The organism is Paraburkholderia tagetis, assembly GCF_022213065.1.
Classification (GTDB): Bacteria; Pseudomonadota; Gammaproteobacteria; order Burkholderiales; family Burkholderiaceae; genus Paraburkholderia; species Paraburkholderia tagetis.
On the sequence record NZ_JAKLJA010000002.1, the window covers coordinates 356,491 to 383,030 of the forward strand.

The following is a 26,540-nucleotide window of genomic DNA, read 5'->3' on the forward strand; positions in this document are numbered from 1 at the left end:
AAACGATGTGCCCGTTTTTTCATAAATTCGACACGCATTTAATTTACATGTCTTTCAAGTTCCATGCTGTCATTCAGGAAACTTTCGCACCCGCGCGCCCGGCCTTTTCCTGCCTGCTCACGCATGATATCGGCACGCATTGTCGCACAGTGGAATCGCTCCCACACCAAGCGTTTTAGCCCTTGTTTTCCAGGGGTTAACCATCATGCAGGATGGCTAAAAAAGTGACGATCCGTCCTGGTTTCGCAGCGCCGCAAACAGGTGAAGTTCGCTAACCTTGCCTACCGAACGATCGTCCTTTCTCCTTTGCGATGTTCGATAACGCAGATAACTTTTTATAGACCGTGAATCTGAATTCTTTATGTCAATCACATAAACCCATGGCTCGTCTCTTTAAGCATTTTTATTTCGGTTGAAGCTAGATGTTTTAAAACCCATCACCGCCGATTTTCACGCTTGTCAGACGCCCAGCCAGCTAATAGACTCGACATGAAAGCTGCACGGCCAATCCAACGATTCATGCAAGCTGCGCGAGCATCACGCGAAGCCGGCCTAAAAACGCGATACGAGGGAACAACGTGTCGAACATCGAAAGCGCAGCGCTCATGGAGGGCCTGGAGAGTCCATGCACACTGCCCGACCTCTGGCAGCGGCGCACTGCTCTGAACCATGCCGAAATGGCTTCGCTCTACACCATCGTGCGGCGCGCGCTCACTGGCTATCACCCGTTCGAACTCCAGGCGCTGGCCGAAGACAAGGAAGAACTCATCTCGCAGTTCCTCTTCAGCAAGGTCTTCCGTCTCGAGACCCCTTCAGCCGAATTGATGAGTTTTCCTGCACATAGTGCGCCCTCGAATAGCCATGCGGTATGCAGCTATTTCCGCCGCTATCTGATTGACTGCCTGCGCAGCGCGAGCCACCGGCGCAACGTCTCGATCGACGAAAACGAGGTGCTGGCCGAACTCGATCAACACAGCACGATGCACGCCGACCCGGTGGGTGCCGCACTGTTTCAATACGGCCTCAACGAAGACAGCGTGCGCGCGTCCGCCGCGCGCTTCATCGCCGGTCTCGACGAAGCCGCGCGGCTGCTGCTCGCCGGGACGCTCGGCTGGCTCTCGGCCGAGAAAGGCGGACTTGCACAAATTGCCGCGCGCTACGGCATCGCGTCCTATCACCATCGCGCGCGCAAACTGGGCGTCACCTTGCGCAAAGGAGCGATGCCCGCCGACTTCGCGCGCACCGGCATCGGCAACTGGATCGAAGAGACGCTGGGTATCGAGATCGCCGTCGAAAACCGCATCGCGCTGCTCGCCGTGCTCGGCATCCTCGCGGAGCAGTCGCAGGTGGTGCACGGCGCGCCGGGTGTTCAGCGCGCGCATCCACACGAACACTCGCACGAACACGAGCACGGCGCACGCGTCGCGCCCGAGCCGCCGAAGCCTCGTGTGGCGCATGTCGTGCACGGGTCGCACGGGTCGCACCATCGCGATCACGAAATTCACGAGTGACCATGGGGAAGCCCGCAACGAGACGGGAGCGCGCGTGCAACTGGCCTTCGCAAGCCTGACCGATCCCGGCGGGCGGCAGCGCAACGAAGACTCGCTTGGCGACTGGTCGAGCGAGCGACTCTTCTACTGCGTGATCGCCGATGGCGCGGGCGGACACGGCGGCGGCGACACGGCATCGGCCATCGTGGTCGACACGGTGCTTGCCGATCTGCGCTATCTCACGCTTGCCGAACTGCCGCCCACGGGCGAGCGTCTTGCTAATGCGCTGGCGCATGCGAATGCCAATATCGTGGAAGAGCAATCGCATGGCGGCCCTGCATTGCGAGACATGCGCTCTACTGCCACGCTGCTGGCAATCGACCGGGAGCGGCGCACCGCCGCGTGGGCGCATTGCGGCGATACGCGGCTTTATTGCTTTCGTGCGGGCAGGATTATTGCGCAGACGCGTGACCACAGCATGGTGCAGGACATGGTGGATGCGCGGCTCATTAGCGCCGAAGCGGCGCGTCATCATCCGCGTCGCAATGTGCTGTTTTCCGCGCTTGGCGCGCTGGAGGGGCTGAGTATTGCGGCACTGCCTGGCACGTTCGAGTTGCGCGGGCGCGATGCATTTCTGATTTGCACCGATGGGTTCTGGGAATATGTTGAGGAAGCAACGATGATCGAGACGCTCGCGCAGGCCGCGAGCCCGCGTGCGTGGCTGGAGGCGCTGGCCGCGTATGTTCGGGCTCATGCTAGAGCTGGGAACGATAACTTTAGTGCGAGTGCGGTTTGGGTCGGGGTAGGATGATGCGTTCGAGGCGCCCTGAGGGTCGGGCGGGCCTTCTTTTCGGGTTTTCTTGCTTTCGGGTTTCCTCGCTTTCGCGTTTTCTTCGCGTTTCCTTGCTTTCGTGTCGGTCTGCCAGCGTTGCCCCTGTGCGGGGCGGCACCTACTTTTCTTTGCAGCCGCAAAGAAAAGTAGGCAAAAGAAAGCGGCTCAAACCGCTAGTGTGACGCAGTACACCACTTGCCCACCATCGGAGCGGTTCCGGGGCATCCGTCACCTCGCACCTTCAAACATAGTGACAAAGGGCCCGCACATCCCGCTGCTCGCTACGCGCGCAGCGGTCGGGTATGCAAGGGAAACCACATGTACTGCACCGGCATTCGAATATGCATGCACTGCATCGAGTCACATGCATTCCGATGGTTTTGGATTATGCCCCACGGCGCGCGAAGCGCCGCCGGAGGAATGAGCCCTTAGTCACTCTGTTGTACGGCGCGTGGTGGCAGACGCTCCGGAACCGCTCCGATAATGGGCAAGTGGTGTACTGCGTCACACTAGCGGTTTGAGCGGCTTTCTTTTGCCTACTTTTCTTTGCCGCTGCAAAGAAAAGTAGGTGCCGCCCCGCACAGGGGCAACGCTAATAGACCGACACGAACACAAGGAAACGCGAAAGAGCCCAAAAAACAAACAGAAACCCTAAAAATCCCCACACCCATGCTGCCCATTCAACAGCAAGCAGCTATTCAGATTAGGCTGCGAACGCACGCGCTTCCACTCGACCGCGAGCAAATCCTGCCCACTACCAGGCGGCGCAGCCGTAAACAGCGGCTGATTCGACCCAACACAAATATTCGTACCCTGCAGATTATTCTCATAAACGAACGTCTTCTCGCTCATACCAAAGAACGACTGCATCGCACTCACCGCCAGCGGCATATCGAGTGCATACGGCAGCGTCACATTCAGCGCGCCTGGCGCATTCTGCACGATATAACCCACACTCGAGAGAAACGCCGGATCGATCGCATATTGCCCCGGCAGCGAACCACTGGTCGCGCTGGTCGAAAGCGCGCCGCTTAGCGAGGAAGTCGTGTCGCCATTAACGAGACCCGTCGTGCTGTAACCAAAGTTCGGATTCGGCGCGCCGTAGATCTTTGTTGCTCCGTTCGCGGTGACGATTACCGTGGGCCGCGCAACGTACACGAAGTGATCGCCCGTGAGCGGCACGACGCCGCCCCAGCTACATCCCGCACCAAAGGTACAACCGTAGAAGTTCGGTTGCGCGGTGTTGGGCTGCACGTTGCCGCGTGTCTCGCCAATCCATGTCGAGGCCCAGATGCGCCAGCCGTTGGTCGCGCTCACGCTGCCGGTGCCGTTGGCGGTGAAGACGCCGTTCTCCATCACGAGGTCGATCGTGCCGCCCGAACTCAGGTTCGTGTCCTTGCCACCCGTCGGGCCGTTCGGCGAGGCCATGCCGCCGCCAAGCCCAATGCCTCCCGTCGCGGCCTGTGCGAGCAGGTTGCCGGTGAGGCTCGAGTTGGTCGCGTCGATGGTCGTGGCCGTGTTCGATGCCGCGTCGAATGAACGGCTCACGATCGGTCCGATCACGAAGCTCGTCGAATTCAGGAAATTCACGTTGCCGGCGTTGAGCATCGCAAGCACGCCCACGGCGTTCTCGGGATCGTTGAGCGTGAAGGTCCCCGGCCCTACCAGCAGCAGCCCCGCCGTCTGGATGCCGCCCGGGTCCGTGACCGCGCCCGCCGAGGCAAGCGTGAGCGTATTGCTGCCGAGCGAGATGCCGTAAAGCAGTTGAATGCCCTGGCTGACGCTGCCGGTGTTCATCAGCGTGAGGCTCTGGTTCACGGTGGGCTTGGAGAGCGATGTGCAAGGGCCTTGCGAGGGGCATAGGCCGCTCACGGTGATGAGGCCCGTCTGCGTGCTCGATCCCAGCATGAGCGTCGAGAAGCCGGAGAACAGCGCATAGGTGGCCGCGTCGATGCTCAAGCCCGCCGCGCCGGTGCCGAACAGCGTGATCGGTATGCCGTCTTCCGCGGTGAAGGCGAAGGTCGTCGGGTTGACGCTCGCGGGCATGAGCGCGAGCGTGCCGCCTGAGGATGCGATGGTGGCGCCCTTGTCCGCGAAACTCGTCGTGGTGCCGTCGTTGGCAGCGCGCAGCGCGACCGTGCCGTTGGGGCCGGCGTTCACCTGCACGGGGCCCGATGTGTAGAAAAAATTGCTCGATACCGGCACGGCGCCAAAGGCCAAGCCCGCGTCGGCGGTATTGGTCGAGCCCGCGATCGAAATCGTGGTGTTGGGCGCCGTGGCCGCGATCGTGCCGTTGTAGACGAGCGTGCCGTAGTCATACTGGATGTTGCCGCCGCTCGCGCTGGTCGTGGGGCTCGTCACCACGCCGCGGATGTCGATGGCGCCGCCGCCGTTCGAGACGATCTGCGCGCCGTCCGCGATCAGCACGCCCTGCGCGTTGGAGCCCGAGCCGCCGCCGTGGATCGAGAGCGTGCCGCTGCCGGTGGTGATGTTGACGGGAGGCGGCGTCGAGATGCTCACCAGTCCGACGGAACTGGAATCCGAACTCGCGGTGCCGAGCACCACGCCGGTCGACGAGAGGCCGACTGTGGGCGTGCCCGTGGTGAGGCCGGTGGTGAGGCCCGTGGTGAGGCCAATAAGCGCGATCGTGCCGCTGGTCGAAGCGATATCCGTGCTGACGAGATCGACACCGATGCTGCCGAAGCGCGTAGCGGGAACGCTGCCGTTGATCGCAATCGCGCCGCTGCCGGTCTGGATCGAGGGCTGCGCCGTGGTGCTGCCGCTCGCGGTATAGCCGCCGCTCAGAAGCGTGCCGTATGCCAGGCCGGTTGCGCCAGTCGTCGTGCCGCTCAACGTCACATTGCCGCTGGTGGTCTGGATCGAGCTGCCCAGAGTCAGGAGGCCATAGCCATCCGTATAGGTCTGGCCCGGCACATCGTTCGTTATCCCGATCATCTGCACGCTGCCGGCCCCGGTGCTGACCAGTGTGTTCGATAGCCCAACGCCGTACCCGCTCGTGTTGACATTCGCGGTGCCCGTCAGCGTGAGCGCGCCGCCCGTCGTCGTCAGATTCGACGCCGTGATATTGACGCCGGTTCCATAGGAACTCGTCGTCGTGCCCGTGATGCCGATCGCCCCATTGCCGCCGCTCGTGCTCAGGGTGCCGCCCGACATCGTGAAGCCAGACCCGCCATAGTTCGATGTCGCCGTGCCGCTTATCTGAATCCCGCCCGCGCCATTGAGCGTCGCCGAGTTGATCGACACGCCATAGACATACGCAAACCCCACGCTGTTGCTCGCCGTGCCGTTGATGCCAATCGCGCCGCCGTTCGCGGCAATCGACGTATTCGAGAGCTTGACCCCGCTCCCCGGCCCGTTTTGCATCGTGCCCGTGAGCGTCACCGCGCCGCTGCCCGTGACGTCGATGGCGGGCGTGTTGCCCGAGCCCATGCCCGAGATGGATACACCGCTATAGGTGGACGACGAACTCACCAAAGTGGCGTCGCCGATCCCGGTCAACTGGACCGTGCCACTCGTCGTCCCAATCGAACTCTGGTTCAAGCTGACGCCGTTGCCGGCGTAGAGCGAGGTGCCTGCGATCGTCACGTTGCCGGCGGCCGAATCGATCGTGCTGTAGCCGATGGTGACACCGTCGCCGAACGGGTTCGTCCCCGAGATCTTCACGGCGCCGCCGCCCGTGGTGATCGCCGACTGCTCGATATCGACGCGCGCGAGTCCCGCGTCGCCAATCGTCAACGCGCCGCCGTTCGTGGCGATCGTCACGGCCGAGATCTGCACGCTGCTCGTGGGTGAAGTGCCGCCCACGTTCGCATCGAGCACGAGATTGAGCGGTCCTGAAGTCGAAATAATGCCGTAGCCGATCGAGATCCCGCCCGAGGCATTGAGCGCGAGCGTGGCGCCGGCGCCGCCGGTCTTCAGGATCGGCGTCTGCACATCGATGTCGCCCGCGCCGTATAACGACGACGCGTTGGCCGAGACCGTCACCGAGGTGCCATTGTTGAGAAAGCCCGTTAGCTCCGAAACGTAGATCTGGGACGTCGGGCCGCTCGAACTGAAATCCGGCGAGGTCGGCGTAACCGGGCTGCAATCCACACAGTCCGGCACAATATCGACGGCATAGGGGTCCATCGTCCACGTGCCGCCTTGCCCATGCGGCGCCGATGCATCGATCGTTGCGCCCGCAACGTCAACGTAATGACCCGAGGTCTCGATCAACCCGCCATCGCCGCCCTGCGCGCCGCCGCGCGCGGTCAGCACGCCATACAGCCGCGCGGCCGTGGTCCCATACGCCACGATATGCCCACCGTTGCCGTTGGTGAGCGCATCCGCATGAATCTGCGCGTTCTGATCCATCCACATTGCGTTGGCATTGCGAATCGTCGGGTCCGCGCCCGCCGCGCCGCCGCCAAAGCGCACGCTCCCGCCACCGGCCGCGCCGCTCGCGTTCACATTCGCGCCCGCGAGCAAGCCCACGTTGTAGCCCGTCACGTCCACCTGCCCGCCCGTGAGGCCCGCGCCGCCCGAGGCGTCGAGCGTGCCCGAGACATAGGTCTCGCCGCTCGTGCCGCCGTCCAGCACGATATGGCCGTTGCGCTCGGCAAGACTTTGCGCGCGCACGATGCCTTGCTGGTTGATGATCGTGCCCGCCAGCGCGTCGGCGGTCTGCGCGCTCATCACCACGGTGCCGCCGTCGGCGGCAAGTGTGCCCGTGTTGCCGAGGTACGCGTTGGCCGCGCCCGAGTTGATCTTCAGTGTGGTGAGCCCGTCGCCCGCGAAGTCGAGCGTGACGTCGCTGCCCGCGCCCATCGCCACGGTGCCGAGTTTCGCGGCCACTGTGCCGCTATTGGTGACCGAGCCGCCGAGCAGCGCAATGGTGCCGCCGTCCGCCGCCGTGATCGACCCGGCGTTGACCACCGCACCCGGCGCATTGCCGACGAAATGGAAATTGCCCGCCAGGAAGTCCGCGTTCGAAATGCCGAGCGTGGACGCCACGAGCGAGCCCACGTTCACCGAAGACCCCGGCGCGAAGATCACGCCCGCCGGATTGACGAGAAAGACGCGGCCGTTCGCGCTCAAGCGTCCGGCAATGCTGCTCGGGTCGTTGCCCACCACGCGGTTGAGCAGCGCCGATGAAACCGATGGCTGCGCGATATTCACGGCCTCGCCCGCGCCAATCGAGAACGTGTTCCAGTTTACGATCGCGTTCGGTGTGCTCTGCGTGATGTTCATCTGCGAGGCGCTGGGCGAACTCACGGTCACGCCGCCCGCCACCACCTGCGCGCCCGTGGGGTTGGCCAGCGCCGAGGTCGCCCAGGTGGCGCCGAACAGCGCCGCCACGATGCCGCTACGTTCGTTCATCGCACACCTCGCCTGCAAGCTCAAAACGTCTTGCTCAACTGCATGTAGAACGTCGGCAGTTTGTCGTTGCCGGTCGTGTCGGGCGAGGTCGTGCGCCACGCCACGGTGCCCTGCCATGCGAATCCATATGGGAGCGCGAGGTAGGCGCCCAGGCCCGCGCCGCTGCGCGTGATGGTGTTCGGCCCCTGGTTCGGGCGCGGATTCGCGTTGTACCAGCCGGTGCCGAAGTCGAAGAACGTGAACGCGGTGATCTTCGAGGTCACTGCGTAGCGCACTTCGGCGGTCGCGACGAAGCCTTCGTCGACGAGTCCTTCGGAGGGCGAATAAGCGCGCACCGCGTGCGGCCCGCCCAGCAGAAAGCGCGAGGAATTGTCGAGCGTGGTGGCCGCCCATTGCCCCGAGAAGCCGAAGAAGAGACTCACTTTTTCGGTCACCGCGTTCAGGCGGTTGGCGAAGAAGGTCGCGCGCACTTCGTTGCCCGCAGTGTTGCGCCCGAACCTGGATGCGTCGATGGCCTGGTTCAAAGCGTCCTTGAAATGCAGGCTGCCGATCAGCAGTTCGATATCGGCACTGTTGAAGCCGCCGCCAAAAAACGCGTCGCGGCTCTCGTAGGTGAGCCCCACGCTGCCTTCGGCCATCGAGCGCCGGTTGTGGTCGTTGACGATGCCGATGTTGTCCGAGAGATCGCGGTACTCGAGGTTCGCGCGCGCGAGCAGGTTCTGGTTGCGCGTGCGCAGCAGCGGATGCGTGAGCGTGAGGTCGACCACGGTGGCGTCGCCGGTCGCGTCGAGCGAGGAAAATTCCTTGCCGAGCGTGTAGTTCAGGCGCGCCACTGCCACGCCCACACGCGTGCCGTAGGCGTTCACGGGCGCCTCGTAGCCCACGCGCCCATACGCGGTGTCGAGCCGCTCCGAGCCGAGGATGCGCAAGTCGAGGTTGTCGCCGATGCCGAACGGCGAGTTCAGCCGCGCGAGCGCGCCGAGGCGCCAGGTGCCGCTCGAGGAGGCACCGTAGTTGTCGAGATCGACGGCGAAGGTCCAGCGCTTCGCGGGCGCGACGCTGATCGTGAGGTCCACGGTGCCGGGCTCGCTGCCCGACTCGATGGCCGAGGTCACGGTGATGCCGGGCAAGTCGGAGAGCAGCAGCATGGTGCGCTCGAGCACCTGCTGCTGGAGCGGCGCGCCCACCGGGATCTGCTCCACGCGCTCGCGCAGCAGCGACTCCTTGATCGGCGTGCCTGCCGCCACATCGAGACGCACATGCCCCACGCGCCCTTCGAGCACGCTCATCGTCACGTCGCCCGAGGTCACGTCCTGCGGCGGGATCACCACTTGGGCGAGCACGTAGCCGCGCGCGCGATAGATCTGCGTGATCTGCGCGGCAATCGCCTGGAGGTCGGCGAAGTTCACCTCGCTGCCGATCTTGCCCTGCACGGGCGCGAGCAGTTCCGCGCTCGGGATGGTGTCGTTGCCCTTGAGCGCGATGCCCTTGAGCACGAAGCCCGCCCTCCCCGCCCCGCCCGGCTGCGCGGGCAGCGCGCCCGGCGACGGCTCGGCGGGCAAGGCGCCCGCGCCGCCCGGAGGCGCGGGACGCGTATCGCGCGGCTGCGTCTGGTTGAGGATGCTGCCTGCGTTGGGCAACGTCTGTCCCCAGGCGATCGCGCTGCTCGCCGAAGCGAGCGCGGCAATCGTTCGGATTGCTATGTTCATGTCATGTTCCGCGCGCGATGGAAAGACGCCAGCCGCCCATCAGGTCGAACGGCGCCCAGAAGAACGGATGGGCGAAGCGCGGCTCCTTCATGACGGCGAGCTGCGCGGCGCGCATGGCGTCGATCGCTTCGCTGCCCTGCGAAAGCTGCGCATAGAACGTGCGCATGGTGATGGCGGTGGACTCGTCGGCGACCGGCCACATCGACACGATCAGGCTCGTCGCGCCCGCATAGAAAAATGCGCGCGTGAAGCCGAGGATTTCGTCGCCGCGCGCGATGCGCCCGAGCCCGGTCTCGCAGGCCGAGAGCGTGACGAGCGCAACGTTGTTGAGCTTGAGGTTGTAGACGTCGAGCGCGAGCAGCGAGTCGGGGCCGTCGGCGGGCTGCGTGGTGGGCGCGAGCAGGATGCGCGAATGCAGCGGGTCGATGGTGTCGGCCTGGGCGTGCGTGGCGACGTGCAGCACGCGCCCGGCTGGCGCGCTCTCGCGGAACTGCACGCGCGTGGCGGCGCTTTGCAGGAACAGTTCCTTGCTCGCGAAGAGCGGCGCGATGCCCTCCACCTCGGCTTGCGCGCCGGGCAGCGCATAGGCGGGCGCGATCTGCGGATTGCCGAACGCCACGAGGCTGCTCGCCACTTTCTGGCGACGCGTTTCGAGCTGCATGGCGATGCTCGCCGAAGGCTCGAGCGCGACGGGATGCTGCTCGATCAGAAAGCCGCCGGGGCCGTGCAGCGCCTGGAACGGCAGATAGTGCAGCGCGCCGTGCGGCACGATGATGAGCCGCTCGCCGGGTTGCAGCGCGAGCGGCGCGATGAGCAGCGCATAGAGCTTGTCGCCGTAGGTGATCGCGCTCTGGCGCCGGTGCACGATGGCGTTGCGCACGTCGGTCACGGCGGTGTCGATGTCGGCGCGCTTGAGCGGCAGCGTATGACCCAGGAGACCGCTCTTGCGGATCACCCAGACCACGAGCGTGTCCTTCAGGCTGTGATATTCGACGATGGCCTCGTTGGGCCGCAGCGCATCGCGCACCGCCTGGAGCGTCGGCACGGCGCCGACGAGCTGCTGGTCGTCCACGCCTGCTTCGACGCGGTTGCGCACCACGTCGAGCAGCGCGCGCGCCCGGCTGCGCTCGGAGAGATTCCACGCGCTCTCGTAGTCGCCCGCATCGACGCTCAGCTTGATCGCCTCTTCGAATATCGACTGCGTGTCGCCGAAGAGGCCGGTCTTGAACTCGTCGCTGCGAAAGCGCGCGCGGATTTTTTCGGAGTCCTCCACGGCGTGCAGCCAGGCTTCGCGCGCGTGGTCCTTGTCGCCGAGCGCGAGGTACGCGCGGCCGATGCCTTCGTGCACCCAGAGGTTGTCGTAGCTGGCTTCGCCCGTGCCCCCGCCCGCGAGCTGCGCCTGATAGGCCTTGAGCGCGTCGGCGGGCTTGCCTTCGGCGAGCAGCAGCTTGCCCTCGATGCGGCCGTAGGCGGGCGCGAGTTCGGCGCTCGCGGGCGGGCCCGCCGAGTCGAGCGTCTTGCGCGCGGCGGCCGTGTCGCCGGCGGCGATCTGCGCGTTGGTGATCGACATCAGCACGAGCGGCTTGAAGCGCGGCGAGGCCGTCTGCAAGGCGTCGTCGTAAGCCGCGAGCGCCGCCGCTGCGTTGCCGCGGCGCAGGGCCACGTCGCCCAGCACCTTGTTGGCCGGCGCGAACACCTGGTCGGGCTGCTTGGGGTGCGCGGCGAGTGCTTCGCGTGCGTACTTTTCGGCGTCGTCGAGGTCGCCCGCGTAGCTGTAGGCAATCGCGAGATCGCGCTTGGAGAGCGCCACGAGGTCGGCGTTGTCGGTGCGCTCGGCCACCACGAGCGCGCGCGCCGCCGCGTTGATGCTGTCGCGGAAGTCGCCCCGCTCCGCCGCCGCCACCGACATGCTGCAGTAGTCGTAAGCCGGCAGCGCGACGCGGTCGCGCGAGAGCAGCAGACGCCCTTCGTCGGTGAGCGATTTGAGCGTTTCGGCATCGCGCTCGCGCTCGGCGGCCTCGCGAAAGCCCTGGGACTCGGGCGCGAGGCCGGCAGCCGGCGCGTCCGCCGCATTGGCGCAGCGCGGCGCGGCAACACCGAGCAGCAGCGCGCACAGCGCCGCCGCCGCCGCCCGTGCGAGCGGCGCGCCAGCCTGCCCGGGGGCCAACCGAGGTTCGAGTTGGTTCACTTCGCTTTCCTGCAGGAAAGAAACATCACGCGACCGGGCCCAGAGCGCGCAGCCGGCGCGAGTCCGGCGGGCCATTCATAGGAGTTAAACGAAGCGGAGTCAGGGTTTTTGAAAGCACCCGTAAAAATTCTGTCGACACTTTCAAAATCGGCCGCGTCGGATCGTCTAGAAGTCGGATGGGCGAGTGCCCAGCCTCGCCTGCCACGGAACTCTGCCAGATGAGCAGCATGAGCAGCATGAGCAGCAGCCCTGACGACAAGACGGTGATCGTGTCCGCACCCAGCGGGCAGGACGCGCCACGCGCGGACGACGCAACGGTGATTCACGACGCATCGACGCACGCGCCGCCAGCCAGCGAGGCGGCGACCATCGAGGCGGCGACGAAGGCCGTCGAAGCGGCGCCCGCGCAGACGCCGCCGCCACCGCAGGCCACCCAGGCCAGCATGCAAACGCAGCCGGTCGAGGCGAGTTCGAAGGACTCGACGGCTTCGACAAACGTGGCCAGCGCAACGGGCTCAACGGGCTCGGCAAGCTCGCAGCCCACCGCGAACGCCGCGACCGCGCCCGAAGCCGGCCACCAGGCCTTGCCCATCAACACGCGCATCGCCGAGTTCGAGATCGTGGGGCTGATCGGCGAAGGCGGCTTCGGCATCGTCTATCTCGCCTGGGACACGCTGCTGCGCCGTCACGTGGCGCTCAAGGAATACATTCCGGCGGCGCTCGCCGCGCGTGTGGCCGGCAGCGCCGAAGTCACGGTGCGCTCGCAGCGCCACGAGGACACTTTTCGCGCGGGGCTGAAGAGCTTCATCAACGAAGCGCAGCTGCTCGCGCAGTTCGATCATCACTCGCTCGTCAAGGTCTACCGCTTCTGGGAAGCCAACAGCACCGCCTATATGGTGATGCCGTACTACGAAGGCGAGACGCTCAAGGAGACGCTGCGCCAGCTCGGCACGCCGCCCACCGAAGCCTGGCTGCGCGGGCTGCTCGCGCCGCTCATCGACGCGCTCGCGGTGCTGCACGACGCGCAGTGCTTCCATCGCGACATCGCGCCCGACAACATCATGCTGCTCAAGGGCAGCCAGCGTCCGCTGCTGCTCGATTTCGGCGCGGCGCGGCGCGTGATCGGCGACATGACCCAGGCGCTCACCGTGATCCTCAAGCCCGGCTACGCGCCCGTCGAGCAGTACGCCGAGGTGCCGTCGATGAAGCAGGGTCCGTGGACCGACATCTACGCGCTTGCGGCCGTGGTCTATTACGCGATCGAGGGCAAGACGCCGCCCGCCTCCGTGGGCCGGCTGATGGGCGACACCTATGCGCCGCTCGCCACCACTGCGGCGGGACGCTATGACGACGCCTTCCTGCACGCCATCGACCACGCGCTCGCGGTGCGGCCCGAGGAACGCCCGCAGGACGTGCGCGCGCTCGCGGCGGAACTGGGCATCGCGGCCGGTGGCGATGCGGCGTCGGGGCGCGCGGGCGCGGGGCTCGAGTTCGCGCAGCCCTATGCCTTGCGTGAAGGAGAAACCGCGTTGCCGTTGCCGGGGTCCGGTGTGGCGGCGGGGTCCAGGGGATCGGGATCGGTGGCTTCGGTGGGATCGGTGGCTTCTTCAGCGGCGTCCGCTGCGTCCGCTGTGCCATCCGCGGCGGCGGCTAGATCGGCGGCGGCGGGATCCGCAGCCAGATCGGCGCAGGCTCGCGCGGCCACCGCTGCTTCGATTACGCCAACGCCAACGCCAACGCCAGCGCCAGCGCCAGCGCCAGCGCCAGCAGCCCGCAAACGCGCGGCGCCGCTCGCGGCACTCGGCGCCGGAGTGGCCATCGTCGCCGCCGTGGGCGCCTGGCTGGCGCTGCGGCCAACGGGGGCGCCGTCGCTCGTGACCCGGCACGTCGACATGCCCGCTCCAGCCCATGCGCCGCCCTCCACGACGCCCGTCATTGCCAGCGCCGCCACCGGTCTGCCGCCCGTGCCGCCGCCCTCCACAGCTGCCTCGCCCGGGGAGACGACCGCCACCGCCAGCGCAGCCACGGCGGCAGCGCCGACTGCGTCCGCCAACACCCCGCCGCCAGCCGCCGCGCCCGCGTCCTCAGCGCCCTCAGCCTCGCTTGCGCCCCCGCTTGCACCCTACACGCCGGCCAACGAGTTCGAACGCATCGTGACGCTGGCAGACCCATCGATCGACGTGCACACGACGTTGCGCAGCACGACCGCGCGCATCAAGAAAGACTTCCTGCAGTTCCAGGTGAGGAGCAACCGCGCGGGCCGCGTCTACGCGTTCATGGTCGATCCTCAGGGCAACTATCTGATGCTGCTGCCCAATGGGCGCGACAAGGCCAACACGATCGCCGCCGGACAGACGCTCACGCTGCCGCGCGCGAGCTGGCCGATGCTCGCCGACGCGCCCGCCGGCCCGATCCACTTTCTCGTGATCGTGTCGCCGGAGCCGCGCGACTTCTCGGAGGCCGGCTTGCACCCGGGCGACGTTTTCGCCGATTTCCCCGCGCGCGCCCAGCAGACCGCCGCGGCACGACGCACGGCCAACGACTCGCCGTTCGCGGGCAAGGCGCGCTGTGCGAAATCGGACGCCGGGGCCACCGGTTGCAACAGCGCGTTTGGCGCGGCGACGTTCGAAATCGACGTGGTCGGCGGCAGCGGCTAGGCCGCCTGCCGCCGACCTCCCGATGGTGTGACCGACGCGACCGACGCAACCGACGCGAACTACAGGAGGCCGTCATGGACAGATCGCTCTTTCTGCTCGCGGCGGCAGCGGCAACGGCCGCGCTCGCCGGCTGCGCGGGCAACAACCAGGCAAGCTCGGTGATCATCGGGCCGCCCACGCAAACGCAGGCCGGCAAGGCACAGCCACAGGCGGCGGCAACGCAGACGCAAACGCAGACGCAGACCGGCAAGATCCAGGCGGCAGCGGCAACGCCAGCGCCAGTCATGTCGCCCACCGCGAACGCCATGAACGCCATGAACGCCATGAGCGCCGCGCAATCGCCATCGGCGTCACCCAAGGCCGCGAGCCCGGCTGCTACGGCTGCCATGCCCACGCCGCAGCCGGCCACGCCAACCACTGCCTCTGGCACTGCATCGATCGCATCGGCCGCACCAGCCGCACCAGCCGCGTCACCACCTGCCGTCACGCCGCCCTCGCCGGCAGTCGACGCGCCTGCCGCCACATCGAGCCCACCGATCGTCAACGCGCCCACCAACGCACCCGCGCCCGCAGCCGCCTTCGCCACGCGCCACGCGTGGTACCAAACCGCACGCTTCTCCGACCTGCCCGGCTGGAGCGCCGACGACCTGGGCGGCTCGCTCGACGCCTTCAAGCACAGTTGCGGCGTGCTCGGCTCGCGCAACGGCTGGGCCGCGCCCTGCGCCGCCGCGCGCGGCGTGGATGTCCACAGCGCCGCCGCCATCCGCCGCTTCTTCGAGACGTACTTCGACGTCTACCAGATCCGCAACACCGACCGCAGCGGCGACGGCACCATGACCGGCTATTACGAGCCGCTCCTGAACGGCAGCCGCCAGGCCGGCGGCGCCTACGTCTACCCGGTCTACGGCGTGCCCGAGGACATGCTCTATCTCGACGCGCGCCGGCTCGGCGGCGCGGCGCGCGGCAGCATCACGGCGGCACGCATCGAGGGGCGCACTGTGATTCCGCTGCCGGGCGCGGTGCCGGGCGCGGTGCCAGGTCCAGCGCCCAACATCGCGAAAGGCGTCTACGCGCTCGACCTGCGCGACAGCGTGCCCGATATCCGCGACAAGAAAATGCGTCTGCGGCTGGACGGTGCGCGCATCGTGCCGTACTACACGCGCGCCGAGATCGAGCGCGGCGCCGCGCGCGCGCCGGTGCTCGCGTGGGTGGACGACCCCGTGCTGCTCTATTCGATGCAGGTGCAGGGCTCGGGCAAGATCCGCATGCGCGACGGCACGATCCGCCGCGTGGCCTACGCCGAGCAGAATGGCCGGCCCTTCGTGCCGCCCGTCGCGCGCGCGGGCTCGGGCACGGGGGGACGCAAGCTCAAGGTGCGCGGCATCGAGATGGAAATCGATATCGCCGACGACGACAGCGGCAGTGGCAACAGCAGCGGCAACAGCAGTGGCAGTGGCAGTGGCAACAGCAGTGGCAACAGCAGTGGCAACAGCAGTGGCAACAGCGGCGGCAACGGTGCTGAGCGGGTCGCCAGCGCCAACGGGCCGCAAGGGTCGCAGGACGGCGGCGCGTCGTCGACGGGCGCGAACGACAGCGACGACGACCAGCCCACTTCACCGCTGCTGCGCGGCTTCAAGCTCGCCAGCGCGGGCCCGTCGATGAGCGGTGCGGCGCGGCCCGCCGTCGCGAACGCGCAGCACCAGCCCGCAAAGTCCGCGAGCGGCAGCGCCGGAAGCACGGGTAGCGCGGCCACGAGCGGCGGCGCGGGAGCAAACGTGAGCGCCGGCGCGGGCACAGGCGCGAACATCGCCGCGGCGCTCGGCGCTAATGCGCAACCGAAGCACGCCTTCGCGATCTCCGATCCGAGCTACGTGTTTTTCCGGCCCATTCCCGACTCGCCGAACGGGCCGATCGGCGCGCTCGGCGTGCCGCTTTCGGCGGGCCGCTCGGTGGCTGTGGATCCGCGCACGACGCCGCTCGGTTCGCCCGTGTTCGTCGCCACGCGCGACGACCCGCAAACGCCGGGCGCCGTGAATCGCCTGATGATGGCGCAAGACTCGGGCGGCGCGATCCAGGGCGCGGTGCGCGCCGATTACTTCTATGGCTTCGGCCAGTCGGCGCAAGCCGAGGCGAGCCGCACGAAAGAGCGCCTGCGCATGTGGTTGCTGTTGCCGAAGGGCCTGCACGTGGCCGCGCAGGAATCGGCGACCAGGACGCGCGGAGTGCCCGGCCAGTCGAGCGCGGATTGCCTGGTCGCGGACCCGCAACTGTGCGTGGACGACGATACGGGGGATGGGCAGTAAGCCGAGCCTCGCGAGGCGCACTTTGCGAAGGGGCCGCTGCGTCCGCCGACCAGCGCGGCAGCGAACAAAACGGCGAACACAGGAGCGAACACAGCGGCGAACGGCCGATCCGGCGCATTGCACGCCGGATCGCCGGATCGCCGGATCGCCGGATCGCCGGACCGCCGGACCGCCGGATCGTCACACGACATCGGAAGATCAGAAGGTGTGACGCAGCCCCGTTGAGACGGCGACCTGATCCTGCGTGGCCGAAGCCGAATTCAGACCGTTCAGGTGCGCGCCGACGCCATACGGATTCGCGCTCACGTGCTGCCAGTCGCCCTGCAGGTACACGCTGGTGCGCTTGGACATTGCGTACTGGGCCTGGAGGTTGACCTGGTTGAAGTTGGGATTCTCGCCCGCGCCGAAATTCGTGCGCGTATAGGTATAGGAGCCCGCCAGCGTCAGCATGGGTGTAAGCGCGTAGCGCACATTGCCCTCGATGTTTTGCAGACGGGCGCTGTTCGCCTGGAGACGGATCGGCAGAGCGGTGCCCGCCTGCGCCGCCGAAATGCTGCCGCCGAGCGCATTGCTGAGGTTCGTCTGGGTATAGACGACGCCCGCCGTCACCGGGCCGACTGTGTAGCCGACACCCGCGCCCGCCGTGCGTTGCGTGCCCGCGGCGAAGGGGGCGCTGCCCGTGACCGCGCCGGGGCTGCTGGTCGAGGTCGCCAGATGGTTGATGTCGTTGTTCAGTTGCAGGTAGCCCACCCCGACGTTCAGCCCGCCATAGCGATAGCTGGCGCCGGCGCTATATGCGCGGTTATTGGCAAACTCCCCCGCCGTATTGGAAAAACCGTACAGGGCGCCGAACTTGAAGCCGCCGTAATTCGCGCTCGTAAACTTGACCGAATTGTTAATGCGGATTGTGCTGTTCAGGTTGTCGTTATCGAAGGGATGCGCGGCAATCGTGCCGCCATAGGGCGAAGCCGTCAGCGAGATCGGCGCGACGAAGTCGATCACGCTGTCGTACTGGCGGCCTAGCGTGACCGAGCCGAACGCGTCGCTCGCCAGACCGACGAATGCCTGGCGGCCGAACAGACGATTGTTTTGCAAGGCACTGCCGTTGCTGATGCTGAAACCGTTTTCCAGCGTGAAGACGGCCTTGAGGCCGCCACCGAGGTCCTCGGCGCCGCGCAGGCCCCAGCGGCTGCCGTTGACCGTGCCGCTCGTCTGCTGCCAACTGCTGTGGCCGGCCTGGTTGTTCGCGTAAGTCACGCCGGCGTCGATCAGCCCATATAAGGCGACGCTGCTCTGTGCGTGCGCAGCCGTCGCGAACACGCCGGTCAAAGCGGCGGCGACAATGGTCTTTTTGGTCTTTCTCATGTTTTAAACCCGTTTAATACGATTACTCTGAATCGATTGAATTCCGCGACGAAAAACGAAGCGCCGCCTCCTTTTACAGAACGTTTACAGCCGCAACAGGATGCGGCTTTCCCGTGATCTCAAAAGGCCGGTGTTGTGGTGAAAAGACATGGGGGATTGGCGCGCGTCAAGAATCCCGCCCAGGCAGCAATCACGCCTGGCCAGGCCCGATGCGAAAGCGAATCTGCCCGCGAGCCCGACGCCGACGCCGACGCCTTATCCCGGTTATCATCGCGCTCTCCTGGCCGCCTCGCGCCCCGCGCGGCGAAGCCATTCCCGCAGACGATCCGCCAAGCCATGCCCCACACCTCCTTCGACGCCGTGCTCTTCGACTGCGACGGCGTACTCGTCGACTCGGAACGCATCACGCATATCGTGCTGGTCCAGATGCTGGGCGAACTCGGCTGGACGCTCACCGTCGACGAGGCGATGGGCATATTCGTGGGCAAGATGGTGAAGGACGAGGCGGCGCGCATCGAGCGGCACACCGGCTTTCGCATCACGCAAGCGTGGCTCGAAAATTTTCGCGCGCGCCGCAACATGGCGCTCGAACGCGACCTCGTGGAGATACCGGGCGCGCCGGCCGCGGTACGCGCCGTGCACGCGGCCTTTGGCGGGCGCATTGCGGTGGCCTCGGGCGCGGACCGCCACAAGGTCGAGCTGCAACTGCGCAAGGTGGATCTGCTCGACTGCTTCGACGGGCGCATCTTCAGCGGCCACGAAACCCCGCGCAGCAAGCCCCATCCCGACGTCTACCTCGCGGCAGCCGCGGGCCTGAGCGCCGCGCCGCAGCGCTGCGCCGTGATCGAGGACACCGTGACGGGCGGGCGCGCCGGTCTCGCGGCGGGCGCAACCGTATTCGGTTACAGCCCCGGCGGGCCGGGCCACAGCAGCGCGCAGGCGCTGCGGGACGCGGGCGTCGCGCACGTGTTCACGGATATGGCGCAACTGCCCGCGCTGCTCGCGGGCTGGGGCAGCACCGTGAATCTCGCGTGAAGTTGGCGAGCAACCCGAAGCGGCACTGAAAAAGCGCGGCACTGAAAAAGCACGCTCGCGTCCGTTCCACTACCATCTCGAAATAGTTTTCACCGGCCCGATACCGCCTGAAAAGCCGCTTAAGGCACCGCTAAACGGTCCACTAAACGGGCCGCCCAAAAAAAGATAGTTTGCTATCGAATTGCTTTCCGCTATCATCGCGCCGATGTCGAATCTTCATACCTTACGTCTTGCCGTCAGCAGCACGCTCGTCGTGGCGGCACGCAAATGGCGGCGCACGAGTCACGGTGCGCTGGCCGCCTATAACGTCTCCGAAGCCTGCGCCGCGCCGCTGCTCACCGCCGGGCGTCTTGGCGAGGCCGTGCGCCAGGTGACGCTCGCCGAGCACGTGGGCATCGAAGGCCCCTCGCTCGTGCGTCTGCTCGACCAGCTCTGCGCCGCGGGCCTCGCGCGCCGCGACGAAGACCCCGACGACCGCCGCGCCAAAACCATCTCGCTCACCAAGGAAGGCCGCGCCGTCACCGCGAAGATGGAAGAAGACCTGCGTGCGCTGCGCGCGCGCGTGCTCAAGGGCGTGAGCCGCGCCGAGCTGGAAACCACGCTGCGCGTGCTCAACGCCTTCAACGCGCCGGACCCGGCCGACGCCCCCCTTCACGACTGAAAGCTGCCCGCGGCCTCATGACTTACCCTTCCCTGCGCGACTGGCTTTTCTCGGTCAAGACCTTCGCCGCTTCGATGCTCGCGCTTTATATCGCGCTGGTGTTCCAGTTGCCGCGCCCGTACTGGGCCATGGCGAGCGTCTATATCGTCTCGAACCCGTTCGTGGGCGCCACGCGCTCGAAGGCGCTCTACCGCGCGCTCGGCACCGCGCTGGGCGCCGCCGCCGCCATCACGCTGGTGCCGCCGTTCGTCGAAACGCCGCTGCTGTTCAGCGTGATCGTGGCGCTCTGGACCGGCACGATGCTCTATCTCGCGATCTCGGACCGCACCGCGCGCAGCTATGTGTTCATGCTCGCGGGCTACACCATGCCGCTCATCGCGCTGCCCACCGTGACCGACCCCTCCACCGTGTTCGACGTGGCCATCGCGCGCACTCAGGAGATCACGCTCGGCATCATCTGCGCAAGCGTGGTGGGCAGCAACATCTTCCCGAGCCGGCTCGCGCCCACACTGATCGAGCGCGCCGATGCCTGGTTCCGCGACGCCGCCTTCTATGGCCGCGAAACGCTCTCCGGGCAGATCGCGGGCAAGGCGCTTTCGGCCTGCCGCCAGCGGCTCGCCGCCACGGTGAACCAGCTCGAGTTCCTGCTGAGCCAGTTGAGCTACGACCACACGCATCCGGAGATCCTCGCGCGTGCCGAGAACCTGCGCGGGCGCATGCAGCTTTTTCTGCCGATGATTTCCGCGCTCGCCGACCCGCTCATCGCCTTGCGGCGCGATCTGCACACGTGGCCCGAGGGCCTCGACGCGCTGCTCGCCGACGCGGCGAAATGGTTCGACGCCCCGCTGCCCACGCGCGCCGCCGAGATCCACGACGACGCGGGCGACCCCATCGCCGAGAGCCTGCGCGCACGCGCGGCCGCGCTGCAGCCCGCGCGCGACGCGCTTTCGAGCTGGGAAGGCGCGCTGCTCTCGAACGCGCTGTGGCGTCTGGGCCAGGTGATCGACGTCTGGCAGGATTGCCGCACGCTGCGCGCGCTGATCGCGCACGAAGCGGGCACGTGGCGGCCGCGCTACCGGCACTGGCGCCTCGGCGGCACCGAGCGCTTCTACGACCGCGGCCTCATGCTGTTTTCGTGCCTCGTGCCGATGAGCGCGATTCTCGTCGCGTGCTGGCTATGGGTCAGCTCGGGCTGGCACGACGGCGCGGCTGCCGTGACGCTCGCGGCGGTGGCCTGCTGCTTCTTCGCCGCACTCGACGAGCCCGCGCCGCTGGTGTTCCGCTTCTTCGTCGCGACCGCCGCGAGCGCGGTGTTCGCGGGCCTCTATCTGTTCGTGGTGCTGCCCAAGGTGCACGACTTCGCGATGCTCGTGCTGCTGTTCGCGGGGCCGTTCATCCTGATCGGCACGCTCATTCCGCGTCCGCAGTTCAACATGGTGACGATGCTCGTGGCCGTGAACACGGCCACCTTCATCAGCATCCAGGGCGCTTACGAGGCCGACTTCTTCGTCTTCCTGAACAGTAATATCGCGGGCATCGCGGGCCTGCTGTTCGCCTATGTGTGGACGCGCGTGACGCGCCCGTTCGGTGCGGAGCTCGCGGCGAGGCGCCTGTTGCGCTCGAGCTGGACGGACGTGGCGCTCTCCGCCGGCGCCGAGCCCATCGCCGACCAGCGCGATCTGGCCTCGCGCATGGTCGACCGTCTCATGCAGCTGATCCCGCGTCTCGCGGCATCGGACGAGCACCGCCATCCGTCGATCGAGAGCTTTCGCGACCTGCGCATCGCGCTCAACGCGCTGGACCTGCGCCGCTCGCGCCGCAAGCTCGACGGCGACGTGCCTGCCGCCATCGACCGCGTGCTCGCGGGCGTGAGCGATCATTACGCACGCTGCGCGCAGGCGAGCGAGCGCCAGAGCGCGCCGCCCGCGCTGCTCGCCACCATCGACGACGCACTGCATCGCGTGGCCGCGCGCAGCCGCGCGCAAGAAGCCGCCGATGCTGCCGATGCCACCATCGATGCCGCCACCGATGTAGCCACCGCTACCGGCGGCGCGCAAACGCCACCGCCCGCGCGCTTCTCGCAACGCTGGTTGCGCGACACGCTGCACGCGCTCGTGGGGCTGCGCGTCTCGCTCTACCCCGCGCTGGTGGGCCAGCGTCCGAGCGGCGATCCTTCAGGAGCCAATCGATGAGCGCACAACCTTTTTATCCACTTTCCCTATCCGCACCATGATCGGCGAAATCGACCTCTTCGGCGTGTTCGTGCCTGCCGTGCTCGTGCTGATGCTGATCGCGTACCTCATCAATGTCGTGATCGGCAGGGTGCTCACCCGCGTCGGCTTTTACCGGCTCGTGTGGCATCGCTCCATTTTCGATCTCGGCATTTATGTCTTCGTGCTGGCCGTCGTCATCATCGTGTCGCATCGCTTCGTGAACTAACGTGAACGTGAAAAAAAACCTGTTCTCCGCAGGACAGATCCTGCTGACGCTCATTGTCGTCGTCGTGGCCGCGCTCGTGCTGTGGCGCATCGTCAACTACTACATGTTCTCGCCGTGGACGCGCGACGGCCGCGTGCGCGCCGACGTGATCCAGGTCGCGCCCGACGTGGGCGGCCTCATCACGAGCGTCGACGTAGTCGACAATCAGCCGGTCAAGCAAGGCCAGGTGCTGTTCGTGATCGACCAGGCGCGCTACTCGCTCGCGCTGCGCCTCGCGCAGGCCGCGCTCGAAAATCGCCAGGCCGCGCTCACCCAAGCGAAGCGCGAATACGCGCGCAACCTCGGGCTCGGCAATCTCGTCGCGAGCGAAACGCTCGAGGAAAGCCGCACGAAAGTCGACCAGGGCCAGGCCGCCGTGGCCGACGCCCAGGTGCAGGTGGACACCGCCAGGCTGAACCTGCAGCGCACGACCATCGTGAGCCCCGTGGACGGCTATCTGAACGACCGCGCGCCGCGCGTGGGCGAGTACGTCACGGCGGGCCGCGCCGAACTCTCCGTGGTGGATATGCATTCGTTCCGCGTGGATGGCTACTTCGAGGAAACACGCCTGCACGGCATTCATATCGGCCAACCGGTGGAGATCACCGTGATGGGCGAGCCGCGAGCACTGCGTGGCCACGTGCAGAGCATCGTCGCCGCCATCGAGGACCGCGACCGCCAGCAAAGCGCCAACCTGCTGCCGAACGTGAACCCCGCGTTCAGCTGGGTGCGCCTTGCACAGCGCGTTCCGGTGCGCGTCGCGCTCGACGAAGTGCCCGACGACTTCCGCATGATCGCGGGCCGCACGGCCACCGTCGCGGTGCGCACCGAAGAAAGCGACAAGCAAAAAAGCAAGGCAAGCGTTAGTGGCACGAGCAGCGCAAGCGGCGCGGTGACCGCTTCGAACGCGAGCGCCACCGCCAACGCGAGCGCCGCTTCGCAGGCCGGCGCCGCTTCGAATGCGAGCGCCGCAACGAACGCAAGCGTCGCGCCCGTGACGGCGAGCGGAGCTTCGCAATGACGCGCCGCAGTCTCTGGCGCGCCTTCGCGCTCGCGCCGCTTACGCTCGCGCTGGGCGCGTGCATGAACCTCGGCCCCGACTACAAAGTGCCCAAGGACGCGCTCGTGAACGCCCCGCTCGCGCAAGGGCCGATCGACGGCGCCGACCATGCGCCCGTTTCGCAGGGCGAGGTGCCCAACGACTGGTGGCGTCTCTACGACGACCCCACGCTCGATCAACTCGTCCAGCAAGCGCTGCAGTCGAACACGAGCCTGCGCGAGGCCGCCGCGAATCTCGCGCGCTCGCGCGCCGCGCTCGAAGTCGCCAATGCGCAAGGCGGATTCTCGGGCGGCGCACACGCCGGGTTCCAGCGCGCGCAGGAATCGGCGGAGCAATTCCTGCTGTTCAACAAGCTGCCGGTGGCGAACCTGGGCGACGTCGGCATCAACGTGTCGTATGAAATCGATCTGTTCGGCAAGCTGCGCCGCGGCGTGGAAGCCGCAAGCGCCGAAGACGAAGCCGTGCTCGCCGCCGCCGATCTCGCGCGCATCACCGTGGTCGCCGATGTCGTGCAGGCCTATGTCGGCGCGTGCTCGGCCGGCGAGGAACTCGCCATCGCGCAGCAGTCGCTCAAGCTGCAACAGCAGCGCGTGGCGCTCACGAAGCGCCTGCGCGACGCGGGCCGCGGCAACCAGACCGAGGTGACGCGCGGCCAGACGCAGGTGGACACGCTCGCGGCCGACATTCCGCGCTTCGAGGGCCGCCGCCGCATCGCGCAGTATCAGCTCGCGATGCTGCTCGCGCACGCGCCGTCCGATCTACCGCCGGCCGTGCTCGCATGCAACCGCCTGCCGAAACTCAAGCAGCCGATCCCGGTCGGCGACGGCGCGGCGCTCCTGCGCCGCCGCCCCGACGTGCGTGCGGCCGAGCGCCAGCTCGCGTCGTCCACGGCGCGCATCGGCGTGGCGATGGCGGAGATGTATCCGTCGGTCAGCATCGGCGCGGGCGTGGGCTCGATCGGCCTCGCGAGCGATCTGTTTTCGTCGAAGACCAATAGCTGGTCGTTTGGACCGCTAATTAGCTGGACCTTTCCGCTGAACGGCCAGCGCGCCCGCGTGCGCGGCGCCGAAGCGGCCACGGCCGGCGCGCTCGCGCACTTCGACGGCGTGGTGCTCAACGCGCTGCGCGAAACGCAGACGAGCCTCGTCACCTATGCCACCGACGACCAGCGCGCCGACGCGCTGCGCACGGCCTACACCTCGGCGCAGCAATCCGCCGACGAAACGCACCGCCTCTACGCGGCGGGCCGCGAGTCGTTCCTTTCCGACCTCGACGCCACGCGCACGCTCACGAGCGCGCACGCCCAGGTGGCAGCGGCCGAAGGCCAGGTGGCGCTCGATCAGGTGAAGCTGTTCCTCGCGCTCGGCGGCGGGTGGGAACCGGATCAGGAGAGGCCGGCGCCGGTGGCATCGGGGGCGGCCGGTCAATAAGCCACAAAAACGCCGCATCGCGCCCATGGGCGCATGATGCGGCGCTCATGGGTTGTCAATGCACCATGCGCACCGGCGGCGAGTAGCTGCTCGCCGCGCCGCTTTCCGACGTGCCTTCCATCGCAGGTCCGTAACCGCTGCCGTTACGCGCGTCCAGACGCGCCTGGGCCGCCTCGTAGTCCGACGGATAGAACGGCGAAACCACGTTCGGCCGCCAGCCCACCGATTCGAGTTGCTTGAGTTCGTTGCGCACCTGTTCGCGCGTGACAGGACCATTCTCGGGCTGCGACTGGGCGAAAGAAATAGCCGGTGCTACGAGCACCGCGGCAAGCGCAACAGCCTTGATCAGCGACTTCATGACAGTACCTCCGGTAACTTGATATATATCGGCCGGGCACGAGCCGCGAACCGTTGAATACAGTCTAGAAAGTCCCCGGCACGGGATAAATGGCGGGACGCCGAATTCACTGTTTTCGCAATACGTATAATCGCGTACTTCGCGACCCTGGAGCAGGCACGGGATATGCGCGCTACCCAACCCTCTAAAAGGAGGTAGCGATGGCGACATGGAAACCGGATCCGAGCTTCTACCCTTCCGCACGCCTGGCGGCCACGGCTACGCCGGAAACGCTCGCATGGGTCGCGAGCTTCGACCCCACTAGCCGCGTGCCCGACTCGCTCGACGTCGTCGACCTCGATCCCGCCTCACCCGAATACGGCCAGATCGTCCATCGCCTCGCGATGCCGCACACCGGCGACGAACTCCATCATTTCGGCTGGAATGCGTGCAGTTCGTGCCTATGCCCGAACGCGCCGCACGCGCATACCGAGCGTCGCTACCTGATCGTGCCCGGATTACGCTCGTCGCGCATTCATATCGTCGATACGAAACCCAACGCTCGCCGCCCGAAAATCGTGCGCGTACACGAGCCCGAAAGCGTCGCGCAGCGCGCCGGCTATAGCCGTCCCCATACGGTGCACTGCGGACCGGACGGCATCTATGTGACGGCGCTCGCCAACGCCGAGGGCGAAGCGCCCGGCGGCATCTTCCTGATGGACCACGAGAGCTTCGAGATTCTCGGCCAATGGGAAATCGAGCGCGGCCCGCAGCAGCTTGCCTACGACGGCTGGTGGCATCTCGGCTACGACACGCTTGTGACGAGTGAATGGGGCCTGCCCGCGACCTTCGAGAATGGCCTCGTGCCCGAAGTGCTGCTTGGGGGCCAGTACGGCCACCGGCTGCACTTCTGGGACCTGCACACGCGCCACCACAAGCAGGTGCTCGACTTCGGCGCGGAGAACCAGCTCGTGTTCGAATTGCGGCCCGCGCACGACCCCACGAAACCCTATGGCTTCGTGAATTCCGTCATCAGCCTCAAAGACCTTTCGGCCTCGATCTGGCAGTGGTATCGCGAAGGCGATCGATGGGCGGCGCGCAAGATCATCGAGATTCCCGCCGAGCCCGCCGCCCCGGAAACACTCCCGCCCTTGCTCAAGGGCTTCGCCGCCGTGCCGCCGCTCGTCACCGACATCGCGCTCTCGCTCGACGACCGCTTTCTCTACGCAGCCTGCTGGGGCACGGGCGATCTGCGCCAATACGATGTTTCGGATCCCGAACATCCTGCGTTGACGGGAAGCGTGCGCATCGGCGGGATCGTCTCGCGAGCCACGCATCCGCGCGCGCAAGGCCGGGCGCTGAACGGCGGTCCGCAGATGGTGGAGGTGAGCCGCGACGGACGACGCGTGTATTTCACGAATTCGCTGTACGGCGCCATCGACGCGCAGTTCTACCCCGAAGGTATCGACGGCTGGATGGTGAAGCTCGATGCCGCGCCCGAAGGCGGGCTCGACTTCGACGAACGCTTCTTCGTGGATTGGCCGAAAACGCATCGCCCGCATCAAATCCGGCTGGAAGGCGGCGACTGTTCGTCCGATTCGTACTGCTACCCCTGA

Annotated in this window: 16 protein-coding genes; 11 read left to right on the top strand and 5 right to left on the bottom strand. The window is 66.8% G+C overall.

The window, feature by feature from the left end; all coding sequences use genetic code 11:
- The first annotated feature begins 578 nt into the window (after positions 1–578).
- On the top strand, positions 579–1,511 hold the full coding sequence (locus L5014_RS04570) for a hypothetical protein (RefSeq protein WP_338019262.1): 933 nt from the start codon (positions 579–581) through the stop codon (positions 1,509–1,511).
- Between the two features lie 34 nt (positions 1,512–1,545).
- Positions 1,546–2,301, top strand: coding sequence for a PP2C family protein-serine/threonine phosphatase (locus L5014_RS04575; RefSeq protein ID WP_238462381.1), 756 nt, complete (start codon positions 1,546–1,548; stop codon positions 2,299–2,301).
- 672 nt (positions 2,302–2,973) lie between these two features.
- Here the strand turns inward: L5014_RS04575 and L5014_RS04580 are convergent.
- Genes L5014_RS04580 through L5014_RS04590 form a run of 3 tightly spaced genes read right to left on the bottom strand, consistent with a single transcriptional unit; the run spans position 2,974 to position 11,598 of the window.
- Positions 2,974–7,701, bottom strand: coding sequence for a beta strand repeat-containing protein (locus L5014_RS04580; RefSeq protein ID WP_238462382.1), 4,728 nt, complete (start codon positions 7,699–7,701; stop codon positions 2,974–2,976).
- A gap of 20 nt (positions 7,702–7,721) precedes the next feature.
- Complete coding sequence (locus L5014_RS04585) at positions 7,722–9,410, bottom strand: ShlB/FhaC/HecB family hemolysin secretion/activation protein (RefSeq protein WP_238462383.1); 1,689 nt, start codon at positions 9,408–9,410, stop codon at positions 7,722–7,724.
- A 1-nt stretch (position 9,411) separates the two neighbouring features.
- A complete protein-coding gene (locus L5014_RS04590; protein WP_238462384.1) occupies positions 9,412–11,598 on the bottom strand; it encodes a CHAT domain-containing protein in 2,187 nt (728 codons plus the stop codon).
- Positions 11,599–11,834: 236 nt separating this feature from the next.
- Between L5014_RS04590 and L5014_RS04595 the strand changes: the two genes are divergently transcribed.
- The gene (locus L5014_RS04595) at positions 11,835–14,255 is read left to right on the top strand and encodes a protein kinase domain-containing protein (RefSeq protein WP_238462385.1); all 2,421 of its coding nucleotides are present in this window, start codon (positions 11,835–11,837) and stop codon (positions 14,253–14,255) included.
- A 74-nt stretch (positions 14,256–14,329) separates the two neighbouring features.
- Positions 14,330–16,558, top strand: a complete 2,229-nt coding sequence (locus L5014_RS04600; protein WP_238462386.1) for an MltA domain-containing protein — start codon at positions 14,330–14,332, stop codon at positions 16,556–16,558.
- Between the two features lie 198 nt (positions 16,559–16,756).
- Here the strand turns inward: L5014_RS04600 and L5014_RS04605 are convergent, their stop codons facing one another.
- Positions 16,757–17,923 carry a porin gene (locus L5014_RS04605; protein WP_238462387.1) on the bottom strand — a complete coding sequence of 389 codons (1,167 nt, stop codon included), beginning with the start codon at positions 17,921–17,923 and terminating at the stop codon, positions 16,757–16,759.
- 336 nt (positions 17,924–18,259) lie between these two features.
- Between L5014_RS04605 and L5014_RS04610 the strand changes: the two genes are divergently transcribed.
- The 6 genes from L5014_RS04610 to L5014_RS04635 all read left to right on the top strand — a co-directional run bounded on the left by L5014_RS04610 (position 18,260) and on the right by L5014_RS04635 (position 24,587).
- Positions 18,260–18,958, top strand: a complete 699-nt coding sequence (locus L5014_RS04610; protein ID WP_238462388.1) for an HAD family hydrolase — start codon at positions 18,260–18,262, stop codon at positions 18,956–18,958.
- 205 nt (positions 18,959–19,163) lie between these two features.
- Positions 19,164–19,619, top strand: coding sequence for a MarR family winged helix-turn-helix transcriptional regulator (locus L5014_RS04615; protein ID WP_238462389.1), 456 nt, complete (start codon positions 19,164–19,166; stop codon positions 19,617–19,619).
- Positions 19,620–19,636: 17 nt separating this feature from the next.
- Complete coding sequence (locus L5014_RS04620; protein WP_238462390.1) at positions 19,637–21,811, top strand: FUSC family protein; 2,175 nt, start codon at positions 19,637–19,639, stop codon at positions 21,809–21,811.
- Between the two features lie 37 nt (positions 21,812–21,848).
- Entirely contained in the window at positions 21,849–22,058 is a 210-nt protein-coding gene (locus L5014_RS04625; protein ID WP_238462391.1) for a DUF1656 domain-containing protein, read from the top strand.
- Positions 22,059–22,065: 7 nt separating this feature from the next.
- Entirely contained in the window at positions 22,066–23,118 is a 1,053-nt protein-coding gene (locus L5014_RS04630; RefSeq protein ID WP_238462510.1) for an efflux RND transporter periplasmic adaptor subunit, read from the top strand.
- A complete protein-coding gene (locus L5014_RS04635) occupies positions 23,115–24,587 on the top strand; it encodes an efflux transporter outer membrane subunit (protein WP_238462392.1) in 1,473 nt (490 codons plus the stop codon). Before L5014_RS04630 ends, L5014_RS04635 begins: the two co-directional genes overlap by 4 nt.
- A 55-nt stretch (positions 24,588–24,642) precedes the next feature.
- Here L5014_RS04635 and L5014_RS04640 read toward each other — a convergent pair whose 3' ends face one another.
- Entirely contained in the window at positions 24,643–24,945 is a 303-nt protein-coding gene (locus L5014_RS04640) for a DUF4148 domain-containing protein (protein WP_238462393.1), read from the bottom strand.
- A gap of 200 nt (positions 24,946–25,145) precedes the next feature.
- On the opposite strand from L5014_RS04640, the gene L5014_RS04645 reads away from it, so the two are divergent.
- Positions 25,146–26,540, top strand: coding sequence for a selenium-binding family protein (locus tag L5014_RS04645; protein WP_238462394.1), 1,395 nt, complete (start codon positions 25,146–25,148; stop codon positions 26,538–26,540).

Excerpts from the sequence above, each read along its gene's own strand:
- L5014_RS04645 (WP_238462394.1), top strand. The coding sequence starts at position 25,146 with ATGGCGACATGGAAACCGGATCCGAGCTTCTACCCTTCCGCACGCCTG.
- L5014_RS04615 (WP_238462389.1), top strand. The coding sequence starts at position 19,164 with ATGTCGAATCTTCATACCTTACGTCTTGCCGTCAGCAGCACGCTCGTC.
- L5014_RS04635 (WP_238462392.1), top strand. The coding sequence starts at position 23,115 with ATGACGCGCCGCAGTCTCTGGCGCGCCTTCGCGCTCGCGCCGCTTACG.
- L5014_RS04610 (WP_238462388.1), top strand. The coding sequence starts at position 18,260 with ATGCCCCACACCTCCTTCGACGCCGTGCTCTTCGACTGCGACGGCGTA.
- L5014_RS04625 (WP_238462391.1), top strand. The coding sequence starts at position 21,849 with ATGATCGGCGAAATCGACCTCTTCGGCGTGTTCGTGCCTGCCGTGCTC.
- L5014_RS04580 (WP_238462382.1), bottom strand. The coding sequence starts at position 7,701 with ATGAACGAACGTAGCGGCATCGTGGCGGCGCTGTTCGGCGCCACCTGG.
- L5014_RS04640 (WP_238462393.1), bottom strand. The coding sequence starts at position 24,945 with ATGAAGTCGCTGATCAAGGCTGTTGCGCTTGCCGCGGTGCTCGTAGCA.
- L5014_RS04595 (WP_238462385.1), top strand. The coding sequence starts at position 11,835 with ATGAGCAGCAGCCCTGACGACAAGACGGTGATCGTGTCCGCACCCAGC.
- L5014_RS04605 (WP_238462387.1), bottom strand. The coding sequence starts at position 17,923 with ATGAGAAAGACCAAAAAGACCATTGTCGCCGCCGCTTTGACCGGCGTG.
- L5014_RS04620 (WP_238462390.1), top strand. The coding sequence starts at position 19,637 with ATGACTTACCCTTCCCTGCGCGACTGGCTTTTCTCGGTCAAGACCTTC.
- L5014_RS04600 (WP_238462386.1), top strand. The coding sequence starts at position 14,330 with ATGGACAGATCGCTCTTTCTGCTCGCGGCGGCAGCGGCAACGGCCGCG.
- L5014_RS04585 (WP_238462383.1), bottom strand. The coding sequence starts at position 9,410 with ATGAACATAGCAATCCGAACGATTGCCGCGCTCGCTTCGGCGAGCAGC.